Here is a 12521-nt window from a genome sequence, read left to right as displayed (position 1 = left end):
TCTAGAACGACCCGTTGATGTTGAAGCCGAAGATCGGCCCGATCAGGCGGTCGCGGCGTTCCTCGAACAGCACCGGGCTCGCGTCGCGTAGCCCGGTGTAGACCGTGCGGTCGCGATACTGCCGCGCGTCGAAGATGTTGGCGATATAGGCGCTCACGCGCAGCCCGAAGACGTCCTTGTGCTCGACGAACACGTCGGCGAAAGTCGGACCTTCCCAATCGCGCTGTTGCTGGTCGCTGCGATAACGGGGCTGGTTGTGCGAATAGTTCGCGCTGAAACCATAGGCCCAGTCGCTGCCCGGGATATCGTGGCGCAGGCCGATGTTGAGCTGGGTGTCGGTGAACCCGCTCCACTGCCGAGCTTCGCCGGTGAAGGGGTCGCGCAATTGCGATTCCTGCCACACGAAGACGAAGTCGCCGCGCACGCCCTTGAGACCGATGGGGTCGAAGGTGATGGTCGAATTCCACACCACGGCCCGCGCCCAGGCGCTGTCGATATTGCCGACCGCTTCGCCACCGGTCACCGGCACGATGTCGACATAGTCCTCGACGTCGCGAACGATGAATCGGAACTGGGTCGAGCCCCATTCGCCCAGCTGCTTGTTGATTTCGCCCTCGTAGGACCAGTCCTGTTGCGGCCGCAGATCGTTGTTGCGGGCATTGCCGGTCCCGTCGTTGAGGTTCGCCCGGGCGAGGAAATCGAAGAATGACAGCTGCCCGACTCGGCGACTGACCTTGGCCGAGATCGAGAGGTCCTCGTACGGGTTCCACGACAGGGTGAAGGTCCCTTTGGGTCGGGTGAATTCGCGCGTCTGCATCGTCGTCCCGGTGGTCGTGATGGTCGAGTTTTCGGCTCCGGCGGTGAGCTGGAACGAGAGCTTGTCGGTTAGCGACCGGCCGAAACTCGCCATCGCCTCGTAGCGATCCTCGGACACGCCGCCGGTCCCACCCGGGAACGGGACTTCGACGAATTCGCCGCTCGCCGGGTCGAGCGTGAACAGGCCCGAGACGTTGTCGAGCGTGTTAAACGCCGCCTCGGTCGCGATCTGCGCATCGCCGCCGAACAGAGGGAAGCTGTATTCGGAGCGCGCAATCGTCTCGCCCGATTGCCCGTCGCGCGTGAAGCGGATGCCGTCGCTCGGCGTCGCGTCGAGAAAGTCGGTGGTGATGGTAGTCTGCGAAGGCTGGTCGTTGAAGCGGCGCAGGCCGATCAACTTGAGCCTTCCCGGCCCGAGCCCGAACTCGACGTCGCCGCCGATCTCGAAATTCCAGCTGTCGCTGCGATCGCGCACGAAGCGGTCGCGATCGGGCAGACCTCCGCCGGTGCGGAAGCCGTCCTCGTGGAAGCGCTGGTAGACGCGCTGGTACGAACCGTTGAGATGCGCGATCGTGTCGCCCGCCGGATCCCAGGTCAGGTTCGCCGAGACCTGCGGGCTGTCGTAATATGACAGGACGACATCGTCGCGCACTTCGGTGACGTTGCCGCCCGCATCGAGGATCAGCGTCTCGCCGCCTGCACCGCCACGGCCGCTATTGTTGTTGTTGAGCCCGAATTCATACGCCAGCTCGCCTGTCCTGCCCGACACCGAAACAGAACCTCGGGTCAGGAACGGATCGGTGAAATTGGTGCGGAATTGCGGCGACCAGCGGAACTGGCCCTTCAGCTCGTCGGCGCGGAACACGACATTGGCGACCTGCCCCGAAAGGCCGGGAATCTCGAGCGTCGCGCCGTCGACGATCTCGATCCGGGCGACGTTCCCCGCCGGGATGCGCGAGAGCTGGGCGAAAATATCGTCCGACTTGCTCGACGGGCGCGCGCCGTTGAACAGCACGTTCCCGGTCGCCTGGCCGAGCCCGCGCTGCTGGTCGCTGCCGCGGATCGAGAACCCCGGAACGCGGTTGAGCATGTCGAGCGCGTTGCTCGGCGCGTAGCGGGTGAAATCGGCCGGGGTGTATACCTGCGCGGTCGTGTCGTCGGCGGCGGACGCGGGCGCTTCCGTCGGTTCCGGAGGCGGAGCGTCGCTGGTTTCCTGCGCGTGGGCCGGAAAGGCGGCACAGGCGACGGCAAGCGCGAGCGTACTGGTCAGGGTCTTCATTATTCTCGTTCTCTCCCATGTGTGTCCCCCACATGCCCCTTGTCCCGCTCGCCGATTACGAATGTGGTCGGTCGCTGGCGCGGCCGGTTCGACCAACGACGTTCGTTATCGACAGATGTAATCGATCGACCGATGAACGGCAGCGTTAGGTAGCGCAGTGAAACCGAACCGGTCGGCGCACCCAAACTGGTTTCAATTGAAATTATCTCTGGCCAGCACCGGTCTGGCGCGGCATTAGGAACCTCTGACAGGCTAGAGAGGTTGCACGCACGTGGACTATCAGACGGGATTCCTGAATCACTTCGCCACCGAGGCGGTCGATGGCGCGCTGCCGGTCGGGCGCAACAGTCCGCAAAAGCCGGCCTTCGGCCTCTACGCCGAACAGTTCTCGACCACCGCCTTCACCACCCCACGCGTCGAGAATCGACGCTCGTGGCTATACCGGATGCGGCCCACAGCCGCGCACGGGAAAATGCGCAAGGCCGAAGAAGTCGGCACACGCTGGCTGAGCTCGCCACTCGATTGCGGCATCGCCGACCCCAACCGGATGCGCTGGGACCCGCTCGCCCAGCCCGACGGAGATGTCGATTTCATCGACGGGATGACGACCTATTGCGCCAATGGCGACGTCGCCGCCTGCGACGGGCTCGGCGTGCACCTTTATAGCTGCAACGCCTCGATGAAGGATCGCGCACTGCAGGTGTCGGATGGCGAAATGCTGATCGTGCCGCAGCAGGGCACGCTGCACCTCACCACCGAATTCGGCCGCCTCGACGTGCCGCCCGGCCATATCGCGGTGATCCCGCGCGGCGTGCGCTTCGCTGTTGCGGTCGACGGTCCGAGCGCAGGCTACGTTGCGGAGAATTACGGCGAGCCGTTCCGCCTGCCCGATCTCGGCCCGATCGGCGCCAACGGCCTTGCTAATCCGCGCGATTTCGAAGCGCCGGTAGCGTGGTACGAGGATCGCGATTGCACCTTCACCGTGGTCCAGAAATACCAGGGCCATTTCTGGACCGTGACGCTCGATCATTCGCCCTTCGATGTGGTCGCATGGCACGGCAACACGACGCCCTGTCGCTACGACCTCGCGCGTTTCAACACGATCGGCACGGTCAGCTTCGACCATCCCGATCCTTCCATCTTCACCGTCCTCACCAGCCCGAGCGCGATCCACGGCACCGCCAATTGCGATTTCGTGATCTTTCCGCCGCGCTGGATGGTGGCCGAGGACACGTTCCGCCCGCCCTGGTTCCATCGCAACGTTATGAGCGAGTTCATGGGGCTGGTGCACGGCGAATACGATGCCAAGGAAGGCGGCGGCTTCGCCCCGGGCGGGGCCTCGCTCCACAACCAGATGAACGGCCACGGGCCCGATGCGCATTCGACGCAGAAGGCGATGGAGGCCGACCTCGAACCTCACAAGATCGACGACACGCTTGCCTTCATGTTCGAATCGCGCTGGCCCTTCAGGCTGGCGCGGCAGGCGTGCGAACTGCCCGGCCGGCAATCCGATTACGACGATTGCTGGACCGGCTTCCCCAAAGCGGAGCTTCCATGACTGTTATCACCGACCACACCCACGATCTCGACGCCCGTTCCTGGGTTCTCGGCAGCGAAAACCACCCGGATTTCCCGATCCAGAACCTGCCCTTCGCGATCTTTTCCAGCGGCGGCTCGAAGAAGCGCGCCGGGGTCGCGATCGGCGACATGATCCTCGACCTCGAGGCCGCGGCCGACCACATGGCGGCCGATGCGCGCAAGATCGGCGAGTTGGGCAACCGCCCCAATCTCAATGCGCTGTTCGCTTGTGGATCGAAAGCAATGACGACGCTGCGCCATGCGATCTTCGAGCTGCTGACCGACGGCGGCAAGCAGGCGGCGATCGAACCGCTGCTCTATCGCGCGAGCGAGTGCGAACTGTACCTGCCGTTCGACATCCGCGACTACACCGATTTCTACACGGGGATCCACCACGCGACCAATGTCGGCAAGCTGTTCCGACCGGACAACCCGCTGCTGCCGAACTACAAATATGTGCCGATCGGCTATCACGGCCGCGCCAGCTCGGTGCGCGTCTCGGGCAGCGAGGTGACCCGTCCCAAGGGCCAGACCAAGGCGCCCGACGCCGATGAGCCGAGCGTCGGCCCGACCAAGCGCCTCGATTACGAACTCGAAATGGCGGTCTGGGTCGGCAAGGGCAACGCACTGGGCGAGCCGATCGACATCGCCGATGCGAAGAACCACATCGCGGGGATCGGCATCCTCAACGACTGGTCGGCGCGCGACCTGCAGGCGTGGGAATACCAGCCGCTCGGCCCGTTCCTCGCCAAGAGCTTCCACTCCACGGTCAGCCCGTGGATCGTGACGCTCGACGCGCTCGCGCCGTTCCGGGTCGCGCAGGACGCCCGGCCCGAAGGCGATCCGCAACCGCTCGACTACCTGTTCGACGACGACGACCAGGCCACCGGTGCGCTCGACGTGCGGATGGAAGTCCATCTCTCCACCGCCAAGATGCGCGAGAATGGCGAGGTCCCACACTGCCTGAGCACCGGCCCGATGACGGCGATGTACTGGACGGTGGCGCAGCTCATCACCCACCATTCCTCGAACGGGTGCGATCTCAACCCCGGCGACCTGCTCGGCACCGGCACGCTGACCGGCGACACGCCCGACAGCGTCGGCTCGCTGCTCGAGATCACCAATGGCGGCAAGGAACCGCTGACGCTGCCCAATGGCGAGACGCGCACCTTCCTCGAGAATGGCGACGAGATCGTGATGACCGCTTATGCGCAAAAGGACGGCGCGGCACGGATCGGCTTCGGCGAATGCCGGGGCCGGATCGCGGCCGGCCCGATGGGCTAAGCGCCTCCTTCAATTGCCTTCGCGTACCCTTGCGCGTATAGGACCGTCTTCGCCCCGGCCCCGCTAGACCAGCGCGCCGGGGCGTCGTGTTTCACGAATGCCGAGGACCACCTGCATGTCGCGTCGCCGCCAGATCTACGAAGGCAAGGCCAAGATCCTGTATGAAGGCCCCGAACCGGGCACGATCATCCAGTATTTCAAGGACGATGCGACCGCCTTCAACGCCGAGAAGAAGGGTACGATCAACGGCAAGGGCGTGATCAACAATCGCATCAGCGAGCACATCTTCACACGGCTGTCGCATATCGGCGTGCCGACCCACTTCATCCGCCGCCTCAATATGCGCGAACAGCTCGTCCGCCAGGTCGAGATCGTGCCGATCGAAGTCGTGGTGCGCAATGTCGCGGCGGGCTCGATCTGCAAGCGCCTGGGCATCGAGGAAGGCCAGCCGCTGCCGCACACGCTGATCGAATATTACTACAAGGACGACGCGCTGGGCGATCCGCTGATCGCCGAGGAGCACATCGCCTGCTTCAACTGGGCGGGCCACGAGGAAATGCAGGACATCGCCGCAATGGCGATCCGCATCAACGACTTCATGTGCGGGATGTTCGCCGCGATCGATATCCGCCTGGTCGATTTCAAGCTCGAATTCGGGCGGCTGTGGGACGGCGATTTCAGCCGCATCATCCTCGCCGACGAGATCAGCCCCGACGGATGCCGGTTGTGGGACATGGAATCGGGCGAGAAGCTCGACAAGGATCGCTTCCGCCGCGATCTCGGCGGCGAGAGCGAGGCCTACCAGGAGGTCGCCCGCCGTCTCGGTCTGCTGCAGAACGAGGATGGCGGCCCGGGCGAGGTGCTCGACATGAGCCACGCCCGCTCGCGCCTGCGCCCGACCAAGAAGTAGCCGTTCGGCGGCCCATGCCGCCGTTCATCGCATAGCGGGTTGAACCGACGGCGCTTTCCGGCATGGTACCACCATGCTGAAACACCTGTTTGCGTCCGTCGCGCTTCCCGCGCTCGTCTCCCTTGCCACCGTCGCAACCGCCCAGTCGCAGGATGCGGCGGCCGTCGCCTCGGTCACTGCCCCCGCCGAGGATGGCGATTCCGACTGGGCATTCGAGGAGAGCGATATCCCTGTCGATCCGGGCTTCGTTTTCGGGCGGCTCGACAACGGCATGCGCTACATCATCCGCCAGAACGACACGCCCGCCGGCCAGGGCCTCGTGCGGATGCATATCGAAGCCGGCGCGATCGACGAGCGCGAGGGCGAAAGCGGCTATGCGCACTACCTCGAGCACATGGCCTTCAACGGTTCGACCAACGTGCCCGAGGGCGAGATGGTCAAGCTGCTCGAACGCAAGGGGCTGGCCTTCGGCGCCGATACCAATGCGCAGACCGGTTACGACCACACTCGTTACAAGCTCGACCTGCCGAACAATAGCGAAGACCTGTTAGATACCGCGCTGATGCTGATGCGCGAGACCGCCGGCGAACTCACCTTCGCGCCCGAGGCGGTCGATCGCGAGCGCGGCGTGATGCTGGCCGAAAAGCGCGATCGCAACAATTTCGCCTATCGCAACGGCCGCGACGGGCTGGAATTCGCGTATCCCGGCTCGCGCCTCAGCCGGAACGAAATCGCCGGCACGGTCGAAGACCTCGAAAATGCGACATCCGAGAGGCTGCGCGCCTTCTGGATGCGCGAATACGTGCCCGCCGCCACCACGCTGATCGTGGTCGGCGATTTCGACCCGGCGATGGTCGAAGCGAAAATCCGGGCAGAGTTTTCCGACTGGCAGCGCGAAGGCGCGGTCGACCAGGCCGATTTCGGCCCGGTCGATCCCGCGCGCGCCGGGCTGACCGACATCTACCTCGATCCCTCGCTCCCCGAGATCGTCGATTTCTCGCGCCACGGCGCCTATGTCGACGAGCCCGACACGATCGTCCGGCGCAAGGAAAACACCCTGCGCAGCATCGCCTACGGCATCATCGCGCGCCGGATCGCGCGGATCGCGCGGTCGGAGGACCCGCCGTTCCGCGGTGCCGCTTTCTCGACCTCGGACGTGTTCGATGCGGGCCGCACCACTTCGCTGGTGGTCCAGACCGTCGACGGAGAGTGGCAGCGCGGCGTCGATGCGGTTGTGGGCGAATACACCCGCGCGATGGCGTTCGGCTTTACCGAGGCCGAAGTCGCCGAACAGGTCGCCAATCGCCGCAACGGGCTCGAAACCGCTACCGCCAATCAGGACACCCGCAGCAATGCGGCGCTGAACGGTGCGGCGGTCGCGCTGGTGCAGAGCGAGATCGTGCCCTCCGAACCGGCCGACGGTCTCGCGCGCTTCAACAGTTTCGCCGACGAAATCACGCCCGAGACGGTGCTCGCCGCGCTCAAGCGCGATGCGGTGGCGCTCGACGATCCGCTGATCCGCTTCGTCGGCAAGAGCGCGCCCGAAGGCGGTGAGGCCGCGCTGCGGGCCGCCTGGGACGCGGCGATCGCCCGCGCGCCCGAACCGCTCGAGGAGGAAGCCGTTCTCGTCTGGCCCTATACCGATTTCGGCACGCCCGGCGCCGTCGTCTCCGACACGCTGACCGAGGAGCTCGATATCCGCACGCTGCGCTTCGGCAACGGCGTGATGCTCAACCTCAAGCAGACCGATATCGTCGACGACCAGATCCTCGTCCAGGTCAACATCGACGGTGGATCGCTGCTCGACACCAAGGAGGATCCGCTCAAGACCCAGCTGGTCGGACTGATGACGCAGGGTGGCCTCGGCGCGCTCACCCTCGACGAATTGCAGACCGCGCTCGCGGGAAGGAGCGTGGGCAACGCCTTCGGCCTGACCTCGGATACCTTCGTGTCCTATGTCGGCACCAAGCCGCGCGACCTCGAACTGCAGCTCCAGCTGCTGGCCGCATACCTCGTCGATCCGGGCCTCCGCAACGATCCGGTCGTGCGGTTCCGCGCCGGCCTCGACGATGTCTTCGCGCGGCGTTACGCCACGCCCAGCGCCGCCTACGGCACCGAGATCGGCCGCATCCTTTCCGACGGCGATCCGCGCTTTACCGCGCCCGAAAAGGAGGCGTTGATGGCACTCGATTTCGAGCAGCTGGAAGCGGCGATCGGCGATCGCCTCGAGAACGGCGCGATCGAGATCGGCGTGGTCGGCGATTTCGACGCGCCGGCTGTGATCGATGCGGTCGCCGCGACATTCGGCGCACTGCCGCAGCGCGAAGCGGAATTCCGCGAGGATTTCGGCAATCGCGAGCGTAGTTTCACCGCGACCCGCGGGCCGGTCGTGATCGAGCACGACGGCGAGGCCGACCAGGCGCAGTTGCGGTTCATCTGGCCGACCGCCGACGACAGCGACTTCGAGCGCGACATGCGTCTGTCGTTGCTCGCGCGGGTGGTCGACATCGTGCTAACCGACACGCTGCGCGAGGAGCTCGGGCAAGCCTATTCGCCCTTCGCCGGGAGCAGCACCTCGCGCATCTATCCCGATTACGGGACTTTCCTCGCGGGCGCCTCGCTCGAGCTAGCGCAGCTCGAGGCGGGCCGCCAGGCGATCATCGCCGCGATCGAGGGCCTGCGCGCCGCGCCGGTCGATGAAGACCTGCTCCAGCGCGCGCGCCAGCCGCTGCTCGAGAACTACGACAATGCGCTCAAGACCAATGGCAGCTGGATGAGCCTGGTCGCCGATGCGCAGCGCAATCCGCGCGACCGTGAGCGGTTCCTCCAGGGCAAGGAGGTCGCCCTCGCGATCACTGGCGAGGAGCTCCAGGCGCTGGCGATCGAATATCTCGATCCGGCGCGCGCGGTGCAGGTCGAGGTCGTTCCCAAGCCTGCGGCGGACTGAGCGAGACGTGCAAAGCCGCGTGGACAGGAGTCCGGGGCCGATTGCGCTGAGCAGCCGCTCTGCTACAGGGCGCGGCAAGCAGTCGATGGAGCCCCGCCAATGAAAGTCCGCATCTTCGTCCGCCTCAAGCCCGGCGTGCTCGACCCCCAGGGTCGCGCCGTCCATCATGCCCTCGAAGGGCTCGGTTTCGACGGTGTCGACGATGTGCGGATCGGGCGGATGGTCGAAATGGACGTCGCCGACGACACCAGCGACGAAGCACTCGACAAGATGTGCGCGCAGCTGCTCGCCAACACAGTGATCGAAGATTACCGGATCGAGAAGGTCGACTGATGGCGTTCCGTTCAGCCGTCGTCACCTTCCCCGGGTCGAACTGCGATCGCGACATGGCGGTCGCGCTCGAGCAGGTATCGGGCACCGCGCCGAAGCGGGTCTGGCATGGTGATGCCGAACTGCCCGAAGGTCTCGACTTCGTCGCACTCCCCGGCGGGTTCTCCTATGGCGACTACCTGCGGTCCGGCTCGATGGCCGCCAACAGCCCGATCATGCGCAGCGTCAAGCGCGCCGCCGAACGCGGCGTACCGGTGCTCGGCGTGTGCAACGGCTTCCAGGTGCTCGCCGAAGCCGGGCTGCTGCCCGGCGCGCTGATGCGCAATGCGCAGATCACCTTCGTCTGCCGCGACGCGACGCTCCGCGTCGAAAACGCGCAATCGCTGTTCACTTCGGGTTACGAGGCGGGACAGGAGATCGTGATTCCGGTCGCGCACCACGACGGCAACTACTTCGCCGACGACGAGACGCTCGACCGGCTCGAGGGCGAAGGCCGAGTCGCGTTCCGTTATCTGGAGAACTGCAACGGCTCGGCGCGCGACATCGCCGGCGTGCTCAACGCGGCAGGCAACGTGCTTGGCATGATGCCTCACCCCGAACGCGCCATCGACCCTGCCCACGGCGGGACCGACGGTCGAGCCTTGTTTGAGAGCGCTGTGCGGTCACTCGTAGACGCTTGAGTCTTTTTCCCAGTCAATAGAACGCCGGATGCGGCCCATCCGGGTCGATTGGCTTCGCGGCATGAGCGGCGGCGTGCAGTTGCAGGTCAGTGGGCTGCTGCGCTCCAGTCCAGCACCGATTTCGTGATCGAGCGTCAGGCGGACACGACCGAGAGGGTCGTCCGCAGTCCAATCAGGCCAAGGCAAGGGCGACTGCCCGCCCGCAGCGGCCTTGTAGCGAAACGGAGAGATTCGCCGCGGTGACGTTCGCCCGGATGGGCGTGCGGTAAGAAAGTCAGGCCGCCGCGCCCTGGGCCGGGGTACGATCGTTCGAGAACAGCGCACGGGCATCGGCGGCGGGCATCGGACGGCCGTAGTAGAAGCCCTGGATCTTGGTGCAGCCGAGCTTGCGCACCATGGCGAGCTCTTCTTCGGTCTCGACGCCCTCTGCGGTGGTGGTCATGTCGAGGCTGTCGGCCATCGCGACCACCGCACGAATGATCGCGAGACTTTCCGGATTGTCGACCGCAGCGCCCTGAACGAAGCTGCGATCGACCTTGATCGTGGAAAAGCGCATCTTGCGCAGGTAGCCGAGCGAGGAATAGCCGGTCCCGAAATCGTCGAGCGCGACCCCGCAGCCGAGCGCCATGCACTGCTCGAGCGTGGTGCGCGCGGCGCTGTCGTCGCGCACGAAGATGCTTTCTGTGACTTCAATCTCGAGCCGGTTCGGGGCCAGCCCGCTGACCGCCAGCGCATTGACGACCGAAGCCGAGAAATTGGGATCGAGCAGCTGTTCGCCCGAGACGTTGACCGCGACGCGAATGTCGTCGGGCCAGGTCATCGCCTGGATGCACGCTTCCTGCAGCACCCATTCGCCGATCGGAACGATCAGGCGAGTATCCTCGGCCAGCGGGATGAACTTGCCCGGGCTCACGAAGCCGTGTTCGGCGCTGTTCCAGCGCACCAGCGCTTCGAAGCTGAGCACGTTTTCCTTGTTGGCGTCGACGACGGGCTGGAAGTTGAGCGTCAGTTCCTCGCGTTCAAGCGCGCTCCGTAGCGCGAATTCGAGCTGGCGGCGTTCCTCGGCCGATGCGTGCAGCGAAGGCTCGAACGTATAGTGCTTGCCGCCGCCCTCGTCCTTCGAACGGTACAGCGCGAGGTCGGCGTTGCGCATCAGCGTCTCGACCGTCTTGCCGTCGCGGGGGCCGATCGCCGACCCCACGCTCGCGCCGACGAACAGCGTGTGATCGTCAACCTCGTAGGGCTGCGAAAGCCGCGTGATCACGGTCTGGGCGATCCGGTTCACGTGGCTAAGGTCGGAAGCGTCGCGGATGACGATCGCGAATTCGTCCCCGCCGAGTCGTCCGCAGGTCTCGTTCTCGCTCATCAGTTCCTGCAGCCGTTCGGAGACCATTGCGAGCAGCTTGTCGCCGACCAGGTGGCCGAGCGTATCGTTGACCGCCTTGAAGCGGTCGAGATCGATCATCAGGAACGCGCAGCGCGTGCGCCATTGCGCCGCGAAACGGAGGGCCCCGCCCAGGGCCTCGGTGAGGCACATACGGTTGGGCAGTCCGGTGAGCGTATCGTAGCGCGCCATATAGGCGATTTTCTCGCTGGACTCGCGCTGCTCGGTCACGTCCGAGCCGACCCCGCGGAACCCGTCGAAATTGCCGTTCTCGTCGAGCTTGGGAGTGCCCGACAATTCCCACCAGCGATCTTCACCGTCGATCGTGACCTTGACCAGCAGGTCGGAAAAGCTGTTGCGGCGCTTGAGGCGCTCGGCGAGATCGTGGAGCGAACTGTGGAACTGGCCGCTTTCCCAGTTCGAGCCAGCGATGAGTTGGACCAGCGGCAGGCCGTCGATGTCCTTCGATTCGCGGCCCATCGCATAGGCGAAGCGCGGCGAAACCGAACGCACCCGGCGGGCGGTGTCGATTTCCCACAGCCAGTCGCCCTCGCCTTCCTCGAATTCGCGCAGCAGCATCGAGACGACTTCGCTCTTTTCGGCAACGCCGGCCTCGGCGATCCGCGCCGCCAGGAAGCTGCGCGCAGAGCCGATCGTCCCGATGGTCACGAGCGGGACATAGACGACAGTCAGCACGACCATCTCCCACATTCCGTTGTAACCGAAACCGGCGGCCGCCACGGTGCCGACGAGCAGGCCGAACAGCACCGTCCCGAGCGGAACCGCCGCAAGCGTGATCGCATTGGCAGTCAGCAGCAGGACGATGATCGCCCACAGCTCGAGTTGCGCCTCGACCCCGGCGAACGGTCCGAAGGCGGCAACCGGCACCACCCAGGCGGCTGCGGTCGCAAGCGCGCCGCGTGCGTGATTCTCGATTTCCTGCTTGTTGACGCGGCGCTTGTCGGCATCGCGCATGCCGATGTCCTTGCGCCAGTTGAAGAACACCGCGGCACCCAGCACCGCGAGCCAAGCCATGATCGCGTAGCGGTTGCCGATATTCCAGAACACCGAAACGGTCGCGGCGGCGGCCAGGGCATGGAACAGGACACGGGCGAGGGCGATCCGGGGCAGGCAGGCATATTGCAGCCCGCGCAGCCACTCCCACCCCTCACCGGCCGGTTGCTTGAGCCCAAGCACTGCCAGCGAGGAGAGGCTCTGCGGCAGCTTCGCCGAGTTGTGTTCCCGATCCTTCACAGGCTGCGCGATAGCAAAAAACCGTTAGCGGAGCGTAAAGGACTTCTCAAACAATCGAA

General features: G+C 65.3%; 8 protein-coding genes. 6 read left to right on the top strand and 2 right to left on the bottom strand.

Features of this window, described 5'->3' with window-relative positions; translation table 11 throughout:
* Position 1: 1 nt before the first annotated feature.
* Positions 2–2095: a TonB-dependent receptor plug domain-containing protein gene (locus IEW49_RS03855; RefSeq protein WP_188641445.1), complete on the bottom strand. Its 2094-nt coding sequence runs from the start codon at positions 2093–2095 to the stop codon at positions 2–4.
* Positions 2096–2366: 271 nt separating this feature from the next.
* On the opposite strand from IEW49_RS03855, the gene hmgA reads away from it, so the two are divergent.
* The 6 genes from hmgA to purQ all read left to right on the top strand — a co-directional run bounded on the left by hmgA (position 2367) and on the right by purQ (position 9824).
* Entirely contained in the window at positions 2367–3653 is a 1287-nt protein-coding gene (hmgA, locus tag IEW49_RS03850) for a homogentisate 1,2-dioxygenase (RefSeq protein WP_188641444.1), read from the top strand.
* Positions 3650–4957 carry a fumarylacetoacetase gene (gene fahA / locus IEW49_RS03845; RefSeq protein ID WP_188641443.1) on the top strand — a complete coding sequence of 436 codons (1308 nt, stop codon included), beginning with the start codon at positions 3650–3652 and terminating at the stop codon, positions 4955–4957. The genes hmgA and fahA overlap by 4 nt, the downstream gene beginning before the upstream one ends.
* Before the next feature lie 115 nt (positions 4958–5072).
* Positions 5073–5867: a phosphoribosylaminoimidazolesuccinocarboxamide synthase gene (gene purC, locus IEW49_RS03840; RefSeq protein ID WP_188641442.1), complete on the top strand. Its 795-nt coding sequence runs from the start codon at positions 5073–5075 to the stop codon at positions 5865–5867.
* 73 nt (positions 5868–5940) lie between these two features.
* Positions 5941–8814 (top strand): M16 family metallopeptidase, encoded by a 2874-nt coding sequence (locus tag IEW49_RS03835; RefSeq protein ID WP_188641441.1) that lies wholly within the window; start codon positions 5941–5943, stop codon positions 8812–8814.
* Between the two features lie 99 nt (positions 8815–8913).
* Positions 8914–9147 (top strand): phosphoribosylformylglycinamidine synthase subunit PurS, encoded by a 234-nt coding sequence (purS, locus tag IEW49_RS03830; protein ID WP_188641440.1) that lies wholly within the window; start codon positions 8914–8916, stop codon positions 9145–9147.
* Positions 9147–9824: a phosphoribosylformylglycinamidine synthase subunit PurQ gene (gene purQ / locus IEW49_RS03825; RefSeq protein ID WP_188641439.1), complete on the top strand. Its 678-nt coding sequence runs from the start codon at positions 9147–9149 to the stop codon at positions 9822–9824. Before purS ends, purQ begins: the two co-directional genes overlap by 1 nt.
* A 274-nt stretch (positions 9825–10098) precedes the next feature.
* Here the strand turns inward: purQ and IEW49_RS03820 are convergent, their stop codons facing one another.
* A complete protein-coding gene (locus tag IEW49_RS03820; RefSeq protein WP_229658067.1) occupies positions 10099–12462 on the bottom strand; it encodes a putative bifunctional diguanylate cyclase/phosphodiesterase in 2364 nt (787 codons plus the stop codon).
* Positions 12463–12521 lie beyond the last annotated feature (59 nt).

The sequence above is a fragment of the Pseudoblastomonas marina genome, from assembly GCF_014641655.1.
GTDB lineage: Bacteria > Pseudomonadota > Alphaproteobacteria > Sphingomonadales > Sphingomonadaceae > Alteriqipengyuania_A > Alteriqipengyuania_A marina.
The sequence above is the reverse complement of the archived record's forward strand: the minus strand, read 5'-3'. Positions and strand labels throughout refer to the sequence as shown.